The organism is Methanococcus vannielii SB (assembly GCF_000017165.1).
Taxonomy (GTDB): Archaea; AGJL01; Methanococci; order Methanococcales; family Methanococcaceae; genus Methanococcus; species Methanococcus vannielii.
Genome location: NC_009634.1, coordinates 766122 through 786666, shown reverse-complemented (window position 1 = coordinate 786666; position 20545 = coordinate 766122). Strand labels below are relative to the sequence as shown.

29 protein-coding genes are annotated in these 20545 nt (G+C 34.7%); 5 read left to right on the top strand and 24 right to left on the bottom strand.

Annotated elements, in window-relative coordinates; all coding sequences use genetic code 11:
• Nucleotides 1-44: 44 nt before the first annotated feature.
• From MEVAN_RS03790 to MEVAN_RS03775, 4 genes are all read left to right on the top strand, one after another.
• A complete protein-coding gene (locus tag MEVAN_RS03790; protein ID WP_011972551.1) occupies nucleotides 45-1061 on the top strand; it encodes an adenylosuccinate synthetase in 1017 nt (338 codons plus the stop codon).
• 95 nt (nucleotides 1062-1156) lie between these two features.
• The gene (locus tag MEVAN_RS03785) at nucleotides 1157-2098 is read left to right on the top strand and encodes a 2-phosphoglycerate kinase (protein WP_011972550.1); all 942 of its coding nucleotides are present in this window, start codon (nucleotides 1157-1159) and stop codon (nucleotides 2096-2098) included.
• 14 nt (nucleotides 2099-2112) lie between these two features.
• Nucleotides 2113-3555 (top strand): TrkH family potassium uptake protein, encoded by a 1443-nt coding sequence (locus MEVAN_RS03780; RefSeq protein ID WP_011972549.1) that lies wholly within the window; start codon nucleotides 2113-2115, stop codon nucleotides 3553-3555.
• A 64-nt stretch (nucleotides 3556-3619) separates the two neighbouring features.
• Nucleotides 3620-3937: a transcription factor S gene (locus MEVAN_RS03775; RefSeq protein WP_011972548.1), complete on the top strand. Its 318-nt coding sequence runs from the start codon at nucleotides 3620-3622 to the stop codon at nucleotides 3935-3937.
• A 55-nt stretch (nucleotides 3938-3992) separates the two neighbouring features.
• Here MEVAN_RS03775 and MEVAN_RS03770 read toward each other — a convergent pair whose 3' ends face one another.
• From MEVAN_RS03770 to MEVAN_RS03750, 5 genes are all read right to left on the bottom strand, one after another.
• Complete coding sequence (locus tag MEVAN_RS03770; RefSeq protein WP_011972547.1) at nucleotides 3993-4154, bottom strand: preprotein translocase subunit Sec61beta; 162 nt, start codon at nucleotides 4152-4154, stop codon at nucleotides 3993-3995.
• Nucleotides 4155-4217: 63 nt separating this feature from the next.
• Nucleotides 4218-5594, bottom strand: coding sequence for a PFL family protein (locus MEVAN_RS03765; protein WP_011972546.1), 1377 nt, complete (start codon nucleotides 5592-5594; stop codon nucleotides 4218-4220).
• 2 nt (nucleotides 5595-5596) lie between these two features.
• Nucleotides 5597-6217 (bottom strand): dCTP deaminase, encoded by a 621-nt coding sequence (gene dcd, locus MEVAN_RS03760; RefSeq protein ID WP_011972545.1) that lies wholly within the window; start codon nucleotides 6215-6217, stop codon nucleotides 5597-5599.
• Between the two features lie 17 nt (nucleotides 6218-6234).
• Nucleotides 6235-6777 (bottom strand): tRNA (cytidine(56)-2'-O)-methyltransferase, encoded by a 543-nt coding sequence (locus tag MEVAN_RS03755; protein WP_011972544.1) that lies wholly within the window; start codon nucleotides 6775-6777, stop codon nucleotides 6235-6237.
• A 79-nt stretch (nucleotides 6778-6856) separates the two neighbouring features.
• Nucleotides 6857-9418, bottom strand: coding sequence for an STT3 domain-containing protein (locus MEVAN_RS03750; RefSeq protein WP_011972543.1), 2562 nt, complete (start codon nucleotides 9416-9418; stop codon nucleotides 6857-6859).
• A 98-nt stretch (nucleotides 9419-9516) separates the two neighbouring features.
• On the opposite strand from MEVAN_RS03750, the gene MEVAN_RS03745 reads away from it, so the two are divergent.
• The gene (locus tag MEVAN_RS03745; RefSeq protein ID WP_011972542.1) at nucleotides 9517-10422 is read left to right on the top strand and encodes an MraY family glycosyltransferase; all 906 of its coding nucleotides are present in this window, start codon (nucleotides 9517-9519) and stop codon (nucleotides 10420-10422) included.
• Between the two features lie 44 nt (nucleotides 10423-10466).
• On the opposite strand, the gene secY is transcribed toward MEVAN_RS03745, so the two are convergent.
• The 19 genes from secY to MEVAN_RS03650 form a co-directional block, all read right to left on the bottom strand.
• Nucleotides 10467-11783, bottom strand: coding sequence for a preprotein translocase subunit SecY (secY, locus tag MEVAN_RS03740; RefSeq protein WP_198002527.1), 1317 nt, complete (start codon nucleotides 11781-11783; stop codon nucleotides 10467-10469).
• 249 nt (nucleotides 11784-12032) lie between these two features.
• Nucleotides 12033-12464 carry an uL15 family ribosomal protein gene (locus tag MEVAN_RS03735; protein WP_011972540.1) on the bottom strand — a complete coding sequence of 144 codons (432 nt, stop codon included), beginning with the start codon at nucleotides 12462-12464 and terminating at the stop codon, nucleotides 12033-12035.
• Nucleotides 12465-12478: 14 nt separating this feature from the next.
• Entirely contained in the window at nucleotides 12479-12943 is a 465-nt protein-coding gene (locus tag MEVAN_RS03730; RefSeq protein ID WP_011972539.1) for a 50S ribosomal protein L30, read from the bottom strand.
• A 34-nt stretch (nucleotides 12944-12977) separates the two neighbouring features.
• On the bottom strand, nucleotides 12978-13655 hold the full coding sequence (locus MEVAN_RS03725; RefSeq protein ID WP_011972538.1) for a 30S ribosomal protein S5: 678 nt from the start codon (nucleotides 13653-13655) through the stop codon (nucleotides 12978-12980).
• An 11-nt stretch (nucleotides 13656-13666) separates the two neighbouring features.
• Entirely contained in the window at nucleotides 13667-14248 is a 582-nt protein-coding gene (locus tag MEVAN_RS03720) for a 50S ribosomal protein L18 (protein WP_011972537.1), read from the bottom strand.
• A 22-nt stretch (nucleotides 14249-14270) separates the two neighbouring features.
• Nucleotides 14271-14720, bottom strand: coding sequence for a 50S ribosomal protein L19e (locus MEVAN_RS03715; RefSeq protein WP_011972536.1), 450 nt, complete (start codon nucleotides 14718-14720; stop codon nucleotides 14271-14273).
• Nucleotides 14721-14746: 26 nt separating this feature from the next.
• Nucleotides 14747-15154, bottom strand: coding sequence for a 50S ribosomal protein L32e (locus MEVAN_RS03710; protein ID WP_011972535.1), 408 nt, complete (start codon nucleotides 15152-15154; stop codon nucleotides 14747-14749).
• A gap of 9 nt (nucleotides 15155-15163) precedes the next feature.
• The gene (locus MEVAN_RS03705) at nucleotides 15164-15712 is read right to left on the bottom strand and encodes a 50S ribosomal protein L6 (protein ID WP_011972534.1); all 549 of its coding nucleotides are present in this window, start codon (nucleotides 15710-15712) and stop codon (nucleotides 15164-15166) included.
• A gap of 21 nt (nucleotides 15713-15733) precedes the next feature.
• Complete coding sequence (locus MEVAN_RS03700) at nucleotides 15734-16126, bottom strand: 30S ribosomal protein S8 (protein WP_011972533.1); 393 nt, start codon at nucleotides 16124-16126, stop codon at nucleotides 15734-15736.
• An 18-nt stretch (nucleotides 16127-16144) separates the two neighbouring features.
• The gene (locus tag MEVAN_RS03695) at nucleotides 16145-16306 is read right to left on the bottom strand and encodes a 30S ribosomal protein S14 (RefSeq protein ID WP_011972532.1); all 162 of its coding nucleotides are present in this window, start codon (nucleotides 16304-16306) and stop codon (nucleotides 16145-16147) included.
• 8 nt (nucleotides 16307-16314) lie between these two features.
• On the bottom strand, nucleotides 16315-16860 hold the full coding sequence (locus tag MEVAN_RS03690; RefSeq protein ID WP_011972531.1) for a 50S ribosomal protein L5: 546 nt from the start codon (nucleotides 16858-16860) through the stop codon (nucleotides 16315-16317).
• Between the two features lie 28 nt (nucleotides 16861-16888).
• Nucleotides 16889-17623 carry a 30S ribosomal protein S4e gene (locus MEVAN_RS03685; RefSeq protein WP_011972530.1) on the bottom strand — a complete coding sequence of 245 codons (735 nt, stop codon included), beginning with the start codon at nucleotides 17621-17623 and terminating at the stop codon, nucleotides 16889-16891.
• An 11-nt stretch (nucleotides 17624-17634) separates the two neighbouring features.
• Nucleotides 17635-17994: a 50S ribosomal protein L24 gene (rplX, locus tag MEVAN_RS03680; RefSeq protein WP_011972529.1), complete on the bottom strand. Its 360-nt coding sequence runs from the start codon at nucleotides 17992-17994 to the stop codon at nucleotides 17635-17637.
• Between the two features lie 20 nt (nucleotides 17995-18014).
• Nucleotides 18015-18413, bottom strand: coding sequence for a 50S ribosomal protein L14 (locus MEVAN_RS03675; RefSeq protein ID WP_011972528.1), 399 nt, complete (start codon nucleotides 18411-18413; stop codon nucleotides 18015-18017).
• A 20-nt stretch (nucleotides 18414-18433) separates the two neighbouring features.
• The gene (locus tag MEVAN_RS03670; protein ID WP_011972527.1) at nucleotides 18434-18763 is read right to left on the bottom strand and encodes a 30S ribosomal protein S17; all 330 of its coding nucleotides are present in this window, start codon (nucleotides 18761-18763) and stop codon (nucleotides 18434-18436) included.
• Nucleotides 18764-18925: 162 nt separating this feature from the next.
• Entirely contained in the window at nucleotides 18926-19225 is a 300-nt protein-coding gene (rnp1, locus tag MEVAN_RS03665; RefSeq protein WP_011972526.1) for a ribonuclease P protein component 1, read from the bottom strand.
• Nucleotides 19226-19293: 68 nt separating this feature from the next.
• Complete coding sequence (gene yciH / locus MEVAN_RS03660; RefSeq protein WP_048059146.1) at nucleotides 19294-19602, bottom strand: stress response translation initiation inhibitor YciH; 309 nt, start codon at nucleotides 19600-19602, stop codon at nucleotides 19294-19296.
• Between the two features lie 82 nt (nucleotides 19603-19684).
• Entirely contained in the window at nucleotides 19685-19900 is a 216-nt protein-coding gene (gene rpmC, locus MEVAN_RS03655; protein ID WP_011972524.1) for a 50S ribosomal protein L29, read from the bottom strand.
• 9 nt (nucleotides 19901-19909) lie between these two features.
• On the bottom strand, nucleotides 19910-20545 hold the full coding sequence (locus tag MEVAN_RS03650; RefSeq protein ID WP_011972523.1) for a 30S ribosomal protein S3: 636 nt from the start codon (nucleotides 20543-20545) through the stop codon (nucleotides 19910-19912).

Sequence of the window (20545 nt, the reverse complement as noted above, 5' to 3'; positions counted from 1 at the left end):
AACTCCTCCGAATAGTTTTGAGGATTTAAATGGAGGTTCTGTAAATGACATGTACCATAATTGTTGGTGGCCAATGGGGCGACGAAGGTAAAGGAAAAGTTATAAGCTACCTTTGTAAAAAAGACAACCCTTCAATTATTGCAAGGGGGGGCGTTGGCCCTAATGCAGGACATACTGTTGAAGTAGACGGAGAAAAATATGGAATTAGAATGGTTCCAACCGGTTTTCCAAATGTTAACGCAAAACTTGCAGTTGGTGCAGGAGTTTTGACTGACCCTGAAGTACTTGTTAGGGAAATTGAAAAACTTCAAAAGTTTAACGTTGGAGAAAGAATAATTATAGACTACCGGTGTGGAGTAATTGAATCAAAGCACAGGGATCTTGATAAATCAAATGAACACCTTTCAAAAGAAATTGGGTCAACTGGAACCGGATGCGGCCCCGCAAATGTTGATAGGGCAATGAGGACGTTAAAATTAGCAAAAGATGTTTCAGAGCTTTCTAAATATTTGGGGGACGTTTCAGAAGCAGTAAATAATGCAATTGAATCCGGAGATAATGTAATTATTGAAGGGACACAAGGTTCACTTCTTTCACTTTACTACGGAAGTTATCCTTACGTTACATCTAAAGACACGAATGCAGCATCATTTGCAGCAGATGTTGGTTTAGGCCCTACAAAAATTGATGAAGTAGTAGCTGTTTTCAAATCATACCCAACAAGGGTTGGTGAAGGGCCATTTCCAACAGAAATGTCATTAGAAGAAGCCGAAAAATTAGGTGTAGTTGAATATGGTACAGTTACAGGCAGGAGAAGACGGGTTGGATACTTTGACTTTGAACTTGCTAAAAAAGTTTGTAAGCTAAATGGTGCAACTCAAATTGCAATAACGTGCCTTGACAAATACGACCCACTATGCTATGGTATAATTGACTATAATGAACTTTCCGAAAAAGGAAAGGCATTCATTAAAGAAGTAGAAGAGAAAGTTGGGGTTAGGGTAACCATTATATCAACAGGGCCCGAACTTAGCCAGACGATTGATATTAGAAATAAATAATAAAAATACATAACTATAATAATTTTAAATGATTACTTTTTTATGATTATAATTATTATCACGTTATTCTACGTTTTTAGATTGGTAGGGATACGATGACATTTGAAGAAATAACTAATAAAATACTTGTAAAAGATAAAGACTATGAAATGCCGTTTTCAAAAGGTCTTTTAACGAGGTCCCTGACTGCTGCAGGAATGAAACCTAGCGAGTCGTATATTTTAGCGAGAGAAATTGAGCGAGATTTAACAGATCAGGGTTTAAGAAAGATTTCAAAAGATGAATTAAGACGAAGAGTATATTATGCGTTAATAAATCGGGATTACGAAGATATTGCAGAAAAGTATCTTCTTTGGAGAAGGGTTTTAAAAAAACACTCAATAATAATTCTTGTCGGCGGTGCAAGTGGTGTTGGAACATCGACGATTGCATTTGAACTTGCATCAAGACTAGGTATTCCAAGTGTTATTGGTACTGACTCAATACGGGAAGTAATGAGGCGAAGCATTTCAAAAGATTTAGTTCCAATGCTTTATGAATCATCCTATACTGCGTGGAAAGCATTAAGGCACTCTTCAGCTGAAGAATATGATACAAAAGAAATGCACTTATTGGGATTTGAACGGCATGTTGAACCAGTTTTAATTGGAATCGAAAGTATTATTGATAGAAGTTTAACCGAGGGTATGAGCGTAATCTTAGAAGGTACCCACATAGTTCCGGGGCTTCTTGGTGAGAAGTATCATTCAATGCAAAACGTTATTATTTTAAATCTTACACTAAGTTCCGAAGAAATACATAAACAACGGTTTGTAGCACGTGCAAAGGTTAGTGATAGGCCTCTTGAACGGTATTTAAGTAATTTTGAAATAATAAAAGAGATAAATGAATATATCGTTAAAAAATCACGAGAAAATAAAGTTCCAGTTATAGAAAACGTTTCAATTAGTGAAACAGTTCAAAAGTGTTTGGAAATAGTTACAGATAGGTTTGTTGACTTAAACGAAGAATCTGAAGCCGATTCTGAGATATACTAATTTTTTGGGGGAGCATGAAAATTTTTAAAAAAAATGACATCCTTGGGATTTTACATGAGCTAGGGATATTAATTTCAACAATTGGCCTTATAATGATAATGCCTTCATTTATAGCAATATACTTTAATGAACCATTTTATTATTTTTTGTATCCTTCAATCTTCTTTATAATTTTCGGTTTTTTATTGAATCGGGTTACAAAACCGATTTCAATTAAATTAAAGCATGCAATGGTTATTTCAGCATTGGCATGGCTTACAGCATCATTTATTGGTGCAATTCCGTTCTACTTTGGAATACCTTATTTTGGTTATATTGACGGCGTTTTTGAAAGTATGTCTGCATGGACCACAACTGGATTTACCATTATTAATGACGTAGAAGTTCTTCCAAAATCAATTCAAATATGGCGGAGCCTTGAACAGTGGATAGGGGGAGTTGGAGTACTTGCAATGGTTATATCAATTCTTTCAAAAGCGGGAGCTTCTGCATACTACCGTGCGGAGGCAAGGGAAGAAAAGATAATGCCGAGCACACTTGGTACCATTAAAAAAATATGGCATATTTATTTATTATATACAATACTTGGAATATGCTTATTATATTTAAGTGGCTTAGATTTATGGACTACTTTAAATGTTATTCTTTGTGGCATTTCAACTGGTGGAATGAGCATAAGTAATGCAGGTTTTCCATATAATAACTTTGCAAAAATAATAATAATAGCAATAATGTATCTTGGAGGCGTTGTTTCTTTTTCGGTACACCATAACGTTCTTACTGGGAGAAAAGTTAATGACATCCAAACAAAAATTTCAATTCCAATACTATTTTTTTCAGCATTTGTAATTTCAATAACTTCTGGAGTTGATCCATTAGATTCCCTATTTACCGTAGTTTCTGCAATGACGAGTACTGGATTTTTAACTACGAGCACTTCAAATCTTACAAACATTTCAATTGCACTTTTAATATTTATAATGGCCGTAGGGGGGGCAACAGGTACTACTACGGGAGGCATTAAGTTAGTACGTCTATATATAATGATAAAAGGATTTTATTACCGATTAAAAGAAGCAGTTTCACCAAGTAATTCCATAATTTCCAAAAAAATTGGAAATAATATTCTTGAAGATTCTTTAATTTTAGATGCATTTTTGATAAGTTTTGGCTATATGTTACACTACATTTTTTCAGCATTAAGTTTAATTGCACTTGGTTATGATCCGTATTTGTCAATATTTGAGGCGGTGTCTCTTGTAGCAAACATAGGGCTTTCTGTTGGCATAGTAAGTCATTCAATGCATCCAATTGCAAAAATCCTTGGTATTTTCTCAATGTGGGTTGGAAGGCTTGAAATTATTCCAATATATGTCTTAATAATCTTACCGCTTTATATGAGGTTAAAAAGCGTGAAAAAAGATAAGAACTTTAAAGAAATCGAAAGTTATAAATAATAATTTAACCTCTTTAAGTTGAATTGTATTTATTTTAATCCCGATAGACAAAAAAGGTGGGTTTATGGTCGAATTTTGTCCAAAGTGTAACAATATCATGCTTCCAAAAAATGGAAAGTTAAAATGTGTTGTATGCAAACACGAAGAAGATATTGGTGATGCAAACAAATCCTACGAACTAAAAGAAAAAATAGAAACAAAAAAGCAGGAAGTAACGGTTATTGAAAATATCGATACAATGCCTATAACAAGAATAGAATGTCCTTCCTGTGGAAACATGGAAGCTTTCTGGTGGTTACAGCAGACAAGATGTGCAGATGAACCAGAAACTCGATTTTACAAGTGTAAAAAATGTAGTCACACCTGGAGAGAATATGATTAACTATATTTAATAATTTTTTAAGCTTAAATTAAATTTTAAAAAATAAAATTCTTTTTTATAATAAAATTCCATAGTTCAAAACAGCTTCAATTATTATTATTGATACAGTTATTCCGATAACTTTTTCTGGAGCTACTTTTATTTTTGAGACATCCTCATCCATGTATCTTACAAGGCCGGCACTTGTACTTAGTCCTGCATCTGAATTTTTAGCCATACTATCACCTGAATCAAAAATTATCTGTTTTGAAAGTTTATAAAACTTTCTAATTTATTTAACTTAGTTTGTAAGTGACTGAATTGGAGCAGGTATTCTTCCACCCCGATTAATAAACTCTTCAGAAGAAAATTCAAATACTTCCATTATTGGTGCAGTTCCTAAAAGTCCGCCGTATTCGACGTATTCTCCAACATCTTTTCCAGGTACGGGAATAAGTCTTACAGCGGTGGTTTTTTTATTTATCATTCCAATTGCCATTTCATCAGCTATAATTGCAGATACTGTTGAAGCAGGGGTTTTTCCAGGGATTGCAATCATATCGAGACCTACTGAACAAACACAAGTCATGGCTTCTAATTTTGATAAATTTAAGGCACCAACTTCTACCGCTTCAATCATCCCTGCATCTTCACTAACTGGAATAAACGCACCACTAAGTCCCCCTACATAACTTGAAGCCATTGCTCCTCCTTTTTTAACGGCATCATTTAAAAGTGCAAGTGCAGCAGTAGTTCCATGAGTTCCGCATCTTTCAAGACCCATTGCTTCTAAAATATTTGCAATGCTGTCTCCGGGGGCAGGAGTGGGTGCAAGAGAGAGGTCAACAATTCCAAAATCTACATTTAATTCATTTGCAACTTCTCTTCCGACAAGTTCACCCATTCTGGTGATTTTAAATGCAGTTTTTTTAATTTCTTCACTAATTGTTCCAATATCCTTTCCCTTTAATTTTTCAACAACTGCCCTAACAACTCCTGGCCCGGAAACTCCGGCATTAATTACTGCATCTCCTTCACCGGGGCCATGAAACGCCCCTGCCATAAATGGATTGTCTTCAGGAGCGTTACAGAATACAACGATTTTTGCACAACCTATTGCATCTTTTGTACATTCTGAGGTTTCTTTAATTATTTCTCCCATTTTTTTAACTGCGTACATGTTTATTCCAGATTTTGTCGTTGCAACATTGACTGAAGCACAAACTTTATCCGTTTTCGTCATTAATTTTGGAATTGACCGTATTAACATTTTTTCTTCAGGGGTTGCTCTTTTATGGACCAATGCGGAGTATCCGCCAATGAAATCCACGCCCACATCTTTTGCAATTTTATCCAATGTTATTCCAACTTCAACACATGCATCTACTGATTCTTCTTCATTTAATCCTTTTAAAGTACTCCCAATAATTAGTCCAATGGGAGTTACAGAAATCCTCTTGTTTACAATAGGTATACCATATTTTTGAGATACTTTTTCTGCAGTTTCAACTAAATTACCACCAAGTGATGTAATTTTATCATAAATATTTTCTTTTAGTAGGTCTAAGTCCTTATCTGCACAATCCTTTAAGTTTACCCCAAGTGTGGTAGTTCTTATATCAAGATGTTGGTATTCTATCATTCTAACTGTTTCAATAATTTCTTCTGGAACATACATTTTTATTCCTCCAAGTCGTTTTCAAAGTCTTTTTTAATAAGTGATGGCATTACTGAAGTCTGTCGTGCATATTTTGAACATTTTCTATCTGAATATCCAATATCTGCTGGAGAGAGTGTTTTACTAAATATTAACTGCCCTATCCTTTGATTTTTATAAAGAATTACTGGTTTATCGTATGCTACAATTTCAAGAGTAATTTTTCCTTTAAAACCTGAATCAATCCACCCTGCAGTTTGATGGGACTGTAAAAATACCCTTCCAAAACTGCTTCTTCCTTGGTATTGTGCACAGACATCATTTGGAAGCTCAACGTATTCATTAGTCGTTCCTAAAAGTCCGCCGCTTACAACACAATCAATACTGTATTTTTCCTTGTACCTTTCAATGATTTTTTCATCAAGGTGGTGGTGTAACGGGCATACCATGATTGAATTATCTATTTTAAAAGACCTATGGCTTAACTGTTTCTTAACGTCATAAACATCTTCGTTATATGTTATAAATTCTTCTCCAAGTGTTACGTCATAAGAACAAGGGCCTACAAAATTTCTATTAAATGGATTTATACATACTCGTCCTGAATTAACATAATTTAATATATCCTTATCACTTAATATCATTATTTCACCACGTTAAATCATTTGCCCTTTTCAACTGAAACACACTTTTCAAATTTTGATGGAGTAACTGCTATTTTTGCATCATTATATTCCGAATATAGTGCGGTTCCCCCTGTTAATCGGTCTAAAAATATTGCAAGTGCTGCAACTTCAGAATGAGGTTGGTTTCCAACAGATAAATTGTAATCTGCAAGATCGTAAGCTTCTCTTGGTACTTTTTCAGCACCTATTATTACTAAAACGGGCTTACTATTTTTTGCAAGTTCTTTTTTAACATCTGTCATTACGTTATTAATATTTTCCCCATACATTGTTAGATGAATTACTATTCCTTCATCTTTAAATTTTTTTACGTAGCTTTTCCATGAATTCAAAACTTCAAATTTAAATTCTCCGCCCCATGACTTAACTATTCTTTCAACACTTTCTCTTACATGCTTATCTTCTTCAGTAAATAGTATTTTTTTAGCCCCGATGGCTCTTGATGTAAGGGCTACATGAGTAGATATTCTTTTATCCCTTTCTCCCCTGTGGCCGAGCCTGAGGATTTCAATATGCATAAAATCACCATAAATTTAAAAATTTTAAAAAACGATTTTATAAGTTTTCAAAAAATATTAAAAAAGTTTATATTTAAAATTAATTGAGGTAAGATTCTCCAAAGTCTACACTGTATACTTTAAATCCAGGCTGAACCCCACTATTTGTTGGATCAATTGATGCTTTTTCAAGCTTAATATTATCTAAGCCGTAACCATCAAGGAAGTGTAGTTTTGTATACACGCTATTTTCAAGATTTTTACTTGAAACCACTGCATATACTTGGTAATTATATTCGGAGAACTTTTCAAGCCTTAATATTAAACTGTAATCTCCCTTACTATCTATTTCATTTTCATAAATTTTATCATCCACTTTTAAAATAAGTTTGTGGAAAGTTGAATTTTGCATCTGTAACATCTGCCCTTTACTATCTAATACAACGTTTGCAGTCCTAATTTCATTATTTGTCAGCTCTACAACGTTTATAACGCTGTATTCAGAAGTTGTCTGTAACGGAACATATATTACAGTAGTCCCATTTACAACTTCTGCACTACCGCTTAATTTTTGATAAGCACCCATTTCACGCATGCTATTTTCTGTTGAATTTGGAAGGTTAAAGTCCCAGTTTCCAAACATGCTCCATACAGGGGCAATGTCGGTCATTCTGTTATATGTAATTAAATAGTTACTGTTGGTTGTTTTAGGGTGAGTTAAACTCAAAACTTCTTCTGACTCAGATTCTGTTAATCCGTAAGTATTAATTAATACCTTATTAGCATCTGACTTATTTAGTGGAAGTATTTCATCTAAAATTAAAACAGTATCTTTTACAGTACCTGTTTTTTTGAATAGTGTACTATTTCTATCAAATGCACTATCCCCGCTAGTAGAAAGCATTCTAAATATTCCAGTTGCTAATTTTTCATCTGAAGTTGAAAATGCTCTTCCTACAAAGTAGGCTCTTGGAGTATTTTGTGAACCTCCATCAAAGGTTACCATTTTTCTTGTAGCCCATGTGTAAATGTGTCCGTTATCCCACCAACAAGTTACGACTGCATTTTCAGGAGTTTCAGAGCCTATCCAGTCTAAACTTTCCTTCCAGCCGTTATTCATTGTAGGTGCCACATAAAATGGAACTGAAGCAGCTAGTGAGGGCATTACAATTACAACTGAAAGAAGTACTGCAAATATTTTTTTAACTCTATGGTCTTTTTCAGATATTATGTCAGATAGTTTGTATACTAAAAGCAATAATCCTGAAATAATTGACAGGTAAACTGCAATCGGGACATAGGTTGTAGGAAGTATTATATCTGGAATTTCCGAACCAAACTTAATTAGCGTCAGTACGGATAAAATCCCAATTATTGGATAAAATATATATTCAATTTTCTTCTCGTATCTTCTTAAAATATTTTCAATTTGGCCAACAAAAATGCCTATTCCTATTGCAAGTGGCGGAGTTAATAATGCAACGAATCTTATCCCTTTAGTTGACGCATAAAATGTTGCTAATACCCAAAGTGTCAAATAAAGAGCATACTTAATATCGTACTCTTTTTTATGGCGTCTAAATGATACAAATGATAGTATTAATCCAAAAATTCCTGCAAGAAATAGCCATATATCTCCAACGGAATTAACTATAATTTCATTTACAGTTGGAACTGCAAGTTCTGAAACTGTAGTAAATACGTTTGGCCATCCGACGGCATGTGCTGACTCGGTTATTTTGGTAAATCCTATTGGCGATAAAATCCCATTAAAAAATCCGCTTATTCCGGTAGTTACTGAAACAAGGGCCGTTCCCAAAATAAGAAATATTCCTGAAGTCAATGATACATTTTTTAAATTTTTTGACTTTATAATGTATTCGTATATCGTGTAAAGCACTAAAAAGCTTGCAGTAATATCGAATGCATACCACCATCCACTCCACATTAAAGGATAAATCCCTACAAACAATGCTGCAAGACTTCCAAATACAATAGATTTTTTTAAATTATTCTGTGCATGTATTGCTTCCATTATCATCCATACTATAAAGAGCAACGGGAGTATCTCAAATACGTTTGTGTCTGCAAATCCCCCCGATGTTTTATATAAAAGACTTGGGCTAGTTATAATAAGGAATGCCCCAGTAAGTCCCCCAATATTACTTAATGTATTTCTTCTTATAATGAAAAATACAGGAATTCCAATTAAAATGCTCGTTAGTGGTGAAACCCAAAATGCCGCATTTAACATGGTAACTGTTGGGTCTATTGAATTCCATATTGAATAAACGATAACAGTTACAACAGAAAGTATTGAAGCAGGCCCTACAGAACGCCCTGGTGGAGCATATTGAATTGTATCATAGGGAACCTTTTTTCCATCAACTTCCAACATTGTTTCTCCAACGTGGGAGTATCCACTATTTAAATAATTTTCAGACTGCCTTAGGTAGTAATAAGGGTCAAGTCCGGTTAAATACATTCTACCGTTTTCATCGGAAAACATTTCTTTTAAGTAGCTACTTTCAGTAAATTCCATATCGGCAGTTTGGGCACGAATCTGAAAACTCATGAGTCCAATAAATAGTATTATTAGAAAGAGTTTTATTTTTTCATTTTTTTTGAAAAAATTTGATATTTTGTCTGTTAATTCTCCCATATTCCTCCTCTAAAAGTTTTTATTAAAAATAAATCCATAATGTATATATAAATATTTTATTAATGATTTATAATTTTGTATTTTTAGAAGGTGTTAACATGGATTTGTATTTTCTTGGACTTTTAATGATTTCATTTTTAGGGTCTGTTTTTCTTACAAAGTTTATAATTAAAAAAATGGCAAATATAAAATACGGTTATGACTTACACAAAAAAAATAAGGATAAAGTTTCGGAAATGGGAGGAATTTCCCCAGTTATAATAAGTTCTTCAATTATTTCGTTATTTAATCCTGCTATTTCAATTTTGATAATGCTTTCAGGTTTTGTAGGCGTAATTGACGATATTTCAAGATTAAATGCAAGAGAAAAAATTACCCTTACCTTTTTAATGGGGCTACCTACTGTTTTACTACTACAACTATCAATTATTCCTTCAATTTTACTTTTATTTGGGATTTTTTTATCTTCAAACTTTACAAATATGCTTGCAGGATTTAATGGACTCGAAATAGGACTTGGAATAATATTATGTTTTTTCATGGCTGCTATTTTATTTATAAACGGCGATATTACTGGTTTTAAAATAGTGTCACTGTTTTTAGTATCTTACTTAGGTCTATTGTACTACAACAAGTTTCCAGCAAGGGTTTTTCCTGGAGATACGGGAACCCTTCCAATAGGGGCATTTTTAGCAACTATTGCAGTATCTAGGGGTTTTATAATTGAATTTGGAATTTTAATGTTTCCTTATGTTATTGATGCGTTTTTAAAACAAGTAACTGCAGGGGTTACTAAAAAGGATGAAGTATATACTCCAACAACTATTGGAAAAGAGGGGAAACTTCATGTGAAAAGTGGTTATCTTTCACTTCCGAGGCTGATACTGAAAAGAAAGCCCATGAATGAATGCAAAATAGTAGTTGTATTATGGTTAATCGGGGTATTTTTTGGAATTTTGAGTATGGCTTATACCATATACATTGATTTTAAAATTTTTGCATAGTTTTAAAAAATAATAAAAAAAGAATTTTTATTTATTACACAAAATTACCTTTTACCTACAAACTTCGCAACTGCAGGGTGAAGTTCAGATAGTTGTTCTTGAACCAATTGTTCATAAAGTCTGTATACGATTGATACTGTAAGTAAAACCCCGGTACCCCCTCCAAGTGCACCTGTAAAGTCTGCTGCAGCAGCTAAAAATCCTACAAATGCAGAACCCATTACTGTGATTGGTTTGATATATCTTTTTAATCTCTGTTCAATTGATTTTTGGCTCTTTCTAAATCCTTTAATTGCCATGTCTAAATTTCCAAGTTTTTTAGCCATTGATTTTGCATCAAGACCTGAGGTTTCAACCCAGAACAGACCAAATAATATACAAAAGATTACCATCATCAATGTGTAAAATATCGCATGAAGCGGGTCTGAAATTATGTTTGAAATTCCGTACGGTGTTGAGAAGTAATACGCAATTCCACTGACTGCTGTACCGTTTGAATACTGACCTAATATTGGGTAGCCCATTCTATCTAAGAACATCCCCCAAAGTTGGATATTTGCAAAAAGTGCCGCTGCTAAAATTACTGGTAAGTTTGAAACATAAATAAATTTTATTGGATATTTTCCAACTGCACCTTTAACCCTCCCGTGCGCTAGAGGAATTTCAACCCGGATACTTTCAACGTAAACTACAACTAAGAACACGAAGAGTGTACTCAGTATGGGTAATATATATTCAAAGGCAATGCCTAAACTTCCAACACTCATTGCACTAAAGAATTTCCATAGGTACCCTTCTGCACCAAATGCACCAACAAAAATTGTTTGGGCAACCCCTGCTGCAATGAATAACCCTATACCTGAACCTATACCATATCTTGAAACAATTTCATCAAGATATATAACAAGAATCGCACCAAGTGCAAGCTGTAACACTAAAATAAGTGCTAAAGTTGAATTAACCACTCCAAATGCCCCTGCTCCAACAAACATCACGGCTTCGAGGAAACACAAAAATATTCCGAAAAGCTTTTGAAGTCCTTGAAAAAGTGCCCTATTCATTGGTTTTGAAAGGTCAAGACTTATAAGTTCAGATCCGACTAAAAGCTGCATTATAATACCGGCAGTAACAATTGGCCCGATACCAAGCGTGATTAATGTACCCATTTTTGATGCAGTAACGGTCTGCCAAAATGCGAACATTGCAGGCATTTCTGCACCGCCCATATATATATCAATAGTACCCAATATAAAGTACAAAATTAATACTAAACCCGTCCACTGGATTTTTTCTTTAAAGCTAACCCCTTTTAATGGTCTTTTTACTTCTGGAATTAGCTCAAGGATTGGTTTTATTTTCATTAAGAAACTTTCCAAATTATCACCTTATGGAATAACAATATAATTTTAAATTAAGCCATATATATACCGGTGTATCAAACATAACAATAATGGCAATAATTTTTGGAAAAACTTGTAAACGGTATACTATTTAACGGACTATTTAAAAAAAGAATTATCTCGTGATTGGTAGTTAAAAGTGGAATAGGGTATCCACTATCAAAAATAAGAAAAAGCAGAATTACATGAATTAAATGACTTTTTATGGAATTATAATTCAACAAATTCTCCACCGGCAGCCTCAATTTTTTCTTTAGCACCTTCAGAGAATTCGACTGCTTTTACAACCATTGCGGTTGATATTCTTCCTTTTCCGAGAATCTTTTCAAATCCGATTTCTGTAGCATTAACTACAACTTTACCGTCTTTTAATTTGAATGCGTCTTTGTATTTTAAAACGTATTCTTCTAATTCCCCTACATTGATAGTTTCTAATTTTTTAATGAGGCAAGGGTTTCTATTAAATCCGTATTTACCGAAGTATTCAGGATTAAATTTACAGACTGATAGCCATTTGTGTTTTTGGTGACCTGCGTTACCTCTACCACCCCTGTGGCCAGCACCTCTGTGCTTTTTAGCTTCTCCGTACCCGCAGGTTCTTGAGCCTCTTTGTTTCGTGATTTTTTTGCTTTTTCTAATCATCAAATCACCTTAAATTACATCATTTTATTCAATAAATCGTTGATTTTACCAGCTCTGTAACCTAAGGCACCACCAATGGAGAATCCTTTTTTAATTCCCCCTCTGTCGTATCCCCTTCTTGGAGGATGCAACCTGAATACTGGTTTGATTGGTGTGTCTTTTAATTTAATTTCTCCAGCAAGTACTTTTTCAGCTAATGCGTCAACTGGGAGTTCTACTAATTCTTTTAAGAGTTCTTCGCTTAATCTTTTATTTCCAGCGAGCCTACCTCTTTTTAAAATTAAACTTACGAGGGTTTCTTTATCGATTTCCCCGTAGGTTACATAGTCTTTAACTTTTTTAATCATTCCTGTGTAGTGATCGTTTTCAGGGATAACAACACAGTGGTTTACTCGGTGTAATCTTAACATCTTCATGGTATCAGCGATGTCTCCTCTTACACCTACGCTTCCTCTGACTCTTACAACTGCGTAAGCCATGTTTTAATCACCTTTTTTCTTAAAAAGTAATAAATTAGAGTACCCTACCTTCTGTAAGGCCTAATTTTGCTTTTTGTTCAGGTAGGCATCTTACGAAGTTTAAGTTGTTTAATGCATCAAATGTTGCTTCTGCAAAGTTGTAGGTTGTTCTTGTGTCTCCGTAAGTTGTTGTCCATGCATCCTTTACACCTGCAAGGCCTAGAACTGCTTTTGCAACGTTACCTGCAACTAAACCTACACCCCTTGGTGCAGGGAGTAATTCAACCTTAACACTACCGCATGTTCCTTTAGCTGTGAATGGAATTGAGTGAGGGGATCCGCAACCACATTCCCATGAACCGCAACCTACTCTTACTTTAATTAATGATAATTTTGCTTGAGCAATTGCTTTTCTAATTGCAGGACCTACTTCTTTTGATTTGCCCATGCCTACTCCAACATAACCGTTTTTGTTACCTACAACAACGGTTGCTCTGTATCTTGCCCTTCTTCCTGACTTGTGCATTCTTTGAACTAATTTAACGTCCAAAACTTGCTCTTCTAAGTCGGGTAAAAGTACATCTACAATTTCAGGTTCTAATAATGGAAGACCTTTGTCCATAATGTAGCTAATGTCTGAAATTGTTCCTTCCTTAACCATTCTACCAACTTGGGTTTTTGGCTCCCAAGAATCGGTATTGAATTTTCTTTTTTCAGCTCTTTTTTCAGCCATGTAATATCACCTTATAAGTTAAGGATTTTTCCTTTCAGTTCTTCAAAGTGTTCTGGCAAGTCTTCTGGATTTAATCCTTTTTCTAAATATTTTGAGAACTGTTTTTTGTACGCTTCTTCATCTTCTTTTAAGAGTTCTGCGTATTGTTTGATATGTGTTCCGTTTAACCTTTCTTCATCAGCAATGATCTCTTCACCGCATGGAATATCCATACCTGCGTCGAGTGCACCTTTTAAAACAGCAAAAATTGCTGCTCCTTTCGTAGCCCTATGAAGACCTTTGTCCAAAATTGCTTCTTCAAGTCCTTCTTCAACTGCTTTTTTACCTAACAATAAACCAGTTAAGTATGCTGCAGGCAAGTTTCCGCAGTGTCCTTTGTAACCCATTTTAACGAGTTCTCTTGAATGTGCTGAAACTAATACGATGTCTCCTTTTTCATCGTATGCCATGAGCTGAGCAATGATGTTATTTAAGGATTTTCTAGCAACTAATCTTGGTTTTCCAGATAAGAGTAATCCCAATCTTTGTCTGAAGTCGGTTTTTCCTTCTCTTCTTCTTCTAAAAGGAACTCTATGTTTGGCGTTCTGTGCCATAATCATTCCTCCTTAAATTGAATTATTCAGCTAAAATTCCATGTTCTTTCATGTATAATTTCATGTGGTTTCTGCTTCTGAATGCGCCACCTTTGGCCATTCTGTATAATTTTCTGTATGAAGACCTTTCAATTTTCTCATTTTCTCTTAATTCTTTGAGAAGGGTTCTTAATGGCCGAATTGTGTTCATCCACTTTTCTTTTTTAGGTGTTCTTGCACCTTTAGCTCCTCTTCTAGAGCCAGGTCCTTTTCTCTTCCCCTTTCGCTTCTGCTCTTGGACTTCCTTTTTTCTAGCGCTGCTGATACCTTTTTCTTGTTTTTTAACAATGATTCCATCGTTAATTAAAAGTCTTATGTCATCTTTTGTGATTGCCATTTTGACTTTTTCCAAGTTTTCAGGATCAACCCATACTCTATCAATACCGCAGTCCAAAACAGCTGCAGCGATTCTTCTTTGGGTAGATACATCCATAATATCACCTTAAATCTTAAGCGAAATTATAAACTTAAGAATTCTCCCTGTTTTTGTTTGGATACGTTGAATACTCTGATTCCGAGTTCGTTAGCTTTTTTAACAATTTCTATTCTTTTTCTTGTACCAACTGCAGATGCAATTCTTGCACCTTGAGTTTTAGGGTTTAAAGCAGCTAACTGTTTTACGTTGTTAACAATAATGTCTTCTAATCCTGATGGGTGTAACCCCCTAACTAAAGCAGGCCCTCTAAAACCTATTTTTACAGGGGAAAGCCTGTATGTAACTTGAATTCTCTGTCCACTGTGATGTCCAGTAGGTCTTCTCCACATGGTTCCAATTCTTTGGAATCTATGTGAGTCCTGTCTTTTGAATTCAGGTCTTTTTTGTTTCATTTTGAGTTTTAATCTCATTAATCTTTTGAATTCACTCATGAGATCACCTTACAATACTTTTCCTGCTTTTTCTACAATGTAGATACCATCTTGGAAAATTCTTGTGTCTCTTCCTTTAACTTTGGTAGCTTGCTCGATATTTGCAGCAGTTTGACCAACAAACTCTTTGTTAGTGCCACTTACAATAACTTCTTCACCGTTTACTTTTACAGTAACGCCTTCCATGACTTTTGCGGTTCTAGGATATTTTTCCCCTAAGAAGTTGTCGATAATTACCGTGTTTCCTTTAAATGTAACTTTCATTGGGAAGTGAGCGTATCTGATTACTAATTTGTATTCAAACCCTTCACTTACTCCTTTTATCATGTTTTGAATGTGTGACCTGTATGTTCCAACCATTGCGGTTTGATTTTTTTTAGGGAACGTACTTTCAACTACAACTTTTTCATTTTCCATTTTTATTTCGATTCCAGGGAAAGCCAATTCTCTTTTAAGTACTTTCGCACCTGATTTAACAACAACTTCGCTGCCATTAACTTCAACACTGACGTTTCCAGGAATTTCGATTTCTTCCCTTATTAAAGCTGCAACTGGCATAAGAATACCTCCAATTAGTCCTTAGTATACGTAGGAAATTAATCTTCCGCCTACTCCAGCAGTTCTAGCTTCGTCATGTGTCATTAATCCTTTTGGAGTACTTACGATTAATAATCCGAAACCTTTAGCTGGCAAGTATCTCTTTTCGAATTTTTCGAATTCTTGGTACTTAACTGCGTATCTTGGCTTTACAGCACCACATTTGTTGATTTGTCCGATTAAATCAACTTTGTAGACGCCTGCTTTACCATCTTCAATGTATTCGAAGTTTCCAATGTATCCTTGATCCTGCATAACTTTTAAAACTCTCCCAATTAATTTTGAAGCAGGTTTTAAGTAAGCTACGTTTTTACCCACACCTTCGCAGTTGGATACGTGGTTTAATGCGTTTGCAAGAGGGTCCATTAAACTCATATTGTTACCTCCTTGTCCTTAGTCGTACTTTTTAAATCCTAATTTTGGTGCTAATTCTCTGAAGCATTGTCTGCATAAGTCTAATCCGTATTTTCTGATGATTCCTGGCCCTTTTCTTCCGCATCTTTTGCAAACTTTTGAACCTTGGCCATATTTCGTCTTAAATGGTTCTTTTGTCATTTTTTCACCTATTCCATAACTACTTCAGCACCGAATTTCTTCTCGATGTACTCGATAGCTTCTTCTTTTTTAACCAAGTGTTTCGCTGGAATGTGGCTTCTTTTTAACTTTCTAGACTTTACTCTGTACCCTGGTTTTTCAAAGGTTACACAAATGTCCATACCATAGATTCCAACTGTAGGGTCATATTTTTGACCTGGAAAGTCGATGTGTTCTGGAACACCGAATGAGAAGTTTCCTACTTTGTCAAATGAGGATGCATAAAGAACTTTTCCTGACACTTTGAATGCAACAAATGCATTTTCAAGGAATTCTTCCGCATTTTTACCTCTTAAGGTAACTTTCAATCCAATAGGTAACTTTTTTCTGATGCCAAATGCAGGGTTTGTTTGTTTTGCCAAAGTTCTTACTGGTGCTTGGCCGGTTAATGTTTCAATAACTTTCGCACCTATTGTTAACCTATCGCCAGCCTCTCCAACACCGAAGTTAACTGTAACTTTCTGAATTCTTGGTTTTTTCATAGGCTCTTTTTCCCAAACTTCTTGGAATGACATGTTTCGTCCTCCTCTAATTTTATGGGTATTACATTGAGATTACGGGTTCATCCTGACCTACAATGAACACATAAGGTTTAATTGTTTTGAATTTTTCTCCGTCCTTATTTTCTAAGGTTACGATGTCAGAGTACAATGTTCTTTTTTCAACTTCAACGACTTTAGCAAATTCTCCTACGTGTTTACCGCCAGTGATGTATGCTAACTTCCCTTCGTTAAATTCAACATGTCCTACAACTGCTTGTTCAGGTAATGAAACTAAAACGCTATCTCCAGTTTTGTAAATGTCTTCTTCTGCTTTTAAAGCATTTGCAACTTTTACAATTTGGTTTCTACCATCGTGAAGGTTCAACTGGATATGGCCACCTTTAATAACAGTTTTATTCACGATTTTGCACAATTTTACGCCGGTTTTTTCAGTCTTTTTCAAACTGATTCTTCCATTTTCGTCAAATAATACAAGGTAATTTTCGTTAAGTTCAGGAATTGATAAAACATCCATTAATCCTACAGGGTGTTTGTATTCTTTTCTCTTGACGCCGTCAATTAAAATTTTGCCCATTTGGATAATTTTTTTAGCTTCTCTTGCATTATCAGCACATTTTAAAGTATCTCTTACAATTAATAATAACGGCAAGGATTTGTCCATTGAATGTGGTCCAGGTGATGGTCTCACAGTAAATGTTCTTTCTTTTCTAGGAAGTTGCCAATTTGCTGGAGCAGCCAATCTTTTAAGATGTTTTCTAGGTCCTTTAATTGCCATGCTCGCACCTCTTATTTATTTGATGTTTTAAATCTCTTTTCGTCTGAATCTTCCATTTTTGTAATCATAACGTTTGATGGATGAATTGGGTACGGCGTTTCTTTTCCATCCTGCTTTTTGTTAACTACTCCTTCAACAATAATTTTGTATCCTGAATAGTTGACTTTTGAAACTTCGCCTTCAATTCCTTTGAAACTTCCACGAAGAACTTTTACAGTATCTCCTTTTTTCACAGGTAGGGCGTTTTTACCGTATTTTTCTTTTAATGCTTTTGATAACATTGCAGACATAACGCTATTTCTTAAATGTAATGGTGCGTTGTAGAGTGCTTTTCTTTGTTTTCTTGGCTGTTTTGAGTTTGTCAAAACCATAATTTCACCCACATGCCTAATTAGTGAATAATTTTAGCTAATCTTGAAACACCTGGCCATCTTTCAGCAGCTTCTTTTGAAACAGGGCCTTTGATGTCTGAACCTTTTGGCGTTCCTTCTGGAGTTACAATAACAGCTGCGTTATCTTCGAATTTAACTCTTGTACCGTCAGCTCTTTTGTATTCCTTTTTCTGTCGGATAATAATTGCAGGCAATACCTGTTTTCTCATTTCAGGAGTACCTTTTTTAACTGAAACGAAAACAATTTGGCCTACTCCTGCAGAAGGCAATCTCCTTACCGTACCTGAGTAGTTTTTAACTGCAATTACTTCAAGCTCTTTTGCACCTGTGTTGTCTGCACAGACGAGTCTTGCTCCGTTTGGTAATGATCTTACGATTGTTGAACCTAGTCCTTTCATAATATTCACCTTTTAAAGGATTATTCCAGGTTTTCAGTTTTTTCAATAACAACAAATGATTTTGTTTTACTGACTGGCCTGCATTCCATAACTTTCACAACATCGCCAGTTTTTGCATTGATACATGGCGGGTTGTGCGCAACCAACGAAGTTGTTCTTTTTTCATATCTTTCATATTTTGAGATGTATCCAGTTACTTCTCTTTTTATCACAATAGTGTTGTGACCTTTGTCGCCTGAAACGACACCTTCAAAGATTTGTCCCCTTACGGATAAAGTTCCGTGGAATGGACAGTTTACATCTTCACAAACATTTTCAGGAGCTTTTACATCGATTCCAATGTTTGACATGTGTATACCTCCTAATAGGTAGAGTGTTTAATGTCGATTTTAAAGTTCCAGATTTAATACGAACTACAGGTATATAAGTTTAATATAGACATCTGTAGGACTCTTTAGAACTAAATTTTGAATTTTGTTTTTGAAGTTGGGACTTTAAAATAGCTGAGAAGCCTAGTATGGGTAGAGTTGTTTTATTTTCCTTTTTAGCCTGTCTTCAGGCCTTCCAATAAGAAGTCTTCCATCAATATCTACCTTTTTAGGGGTATCCAAATCTGAAAATTCAAATCGAAATATCGAAATTTCTTTTGGAACGGTAATTTCCTTACCATTATTTTTTTCGATAACCAGCATATTTCTGGTTTCGTTTATTACTCTCCCTTTTGTTGAAATTAATCTTTTATCTGTAGAATTTACAATTTCAAGATTTAATCCAACTAGTTCATGTCTCAATATATTTTGTGAGAATTTCATGGGTGTCCCTACCCTTTAGAGCACAGGGTGTACATTTATGTATCCACATACTCTCTATGAATTGGTAATTATCTGACATCAATCATGTCTTTTGAGAAACCCATTTTTATCAGGATTTCTTCAGCTTTTTTCCTGTGGTCCCCTTGTAATTCGATTGAATCTTTCTTTACGGTTCCGCCACAAGCACATATATCTTTTAACTTTTTAGCTAAATCTTTTACATCAATCAAGTCAGCATCAAAGCCATCGACAACTGTCATTAGCTTACCAAACCTTCTTTTAGTCACGTAAACTTTAATTTTTTGTTCTTCTTTTGCGATTTCTTCACAAACACACAAATCTTTCGGTAAACCACATATAGGACAAATCTCTGGCATTAATGCACCTCTCATTTTGATAAAACTTTTTTGTTAAAATCTATACGATAGACATACTGGTTAATGGTATTTAAAATTATGCTTAAGCATTTAATGCTTTAGCTTCTTTTTCATTAATAATAGTTAAAATTCTTGCAATGGTCTTTTTAATTTCTTTTATCTTACCAGGATTTGAAGGTGCGCCGCCTGTTGACTTGTTTACCCCTTCTTTCATCAATTCCCTTTTTAATTCAGCGATTTTTTCATTCATTTCATCAATTGAAAATTCCCTGATCTCGCTAGCTTTTAAGATTGCCATACTTTCACCTTATTCTTGGGATACTTCACTAAATTCAGTAACTTCTTTAATTTCGCCAGATAATATTATTATTTCATCAGGTAATGATACATCTGGCCTCATTATTTTTACGGTAACTCCAACGATACCGAGTTTTAATTTAGCTAACTGGTGTGACTTGATAACGAGCTCTTCTGCAGGTTCACCACAGTGTTTCATGTATCCATCCATGAATTTTTCGGTTCTTGACCTTTCTCCAGATAGTTTTCCGGATATAATAATTGCAACTCCTTTAGCGCCTGCAGCCATAACTCTCCTTACGGCAGAGTGAGCTGTTTTTCTAAAATGCATTCCTTTTTCTAATGAAGCTGCAATTTTGTGTCCCACAATTGCAGGGTCTAAATCTGGAGTTTCAAGAGGTTTTACTTCAATTTGTGGATTTTCCACTTTGTAAACTTCAGTAAGTGTATCGGTTAATTCTTTAACCATTTTACCTTTTCTACCAATAACAAAACCAGGTTTTTCAGCAAAAACTGTTATTCTTGTTCCGATTGGCGTTTTTTTAAGTTCTAAGTGACTGTAACCAGCTCTTACGAGTTTACCTTTAAAATACTCGTCAATTAATGTTTCGGAAACATTCTCTGCGATAAATGTTCTTTCAATCAT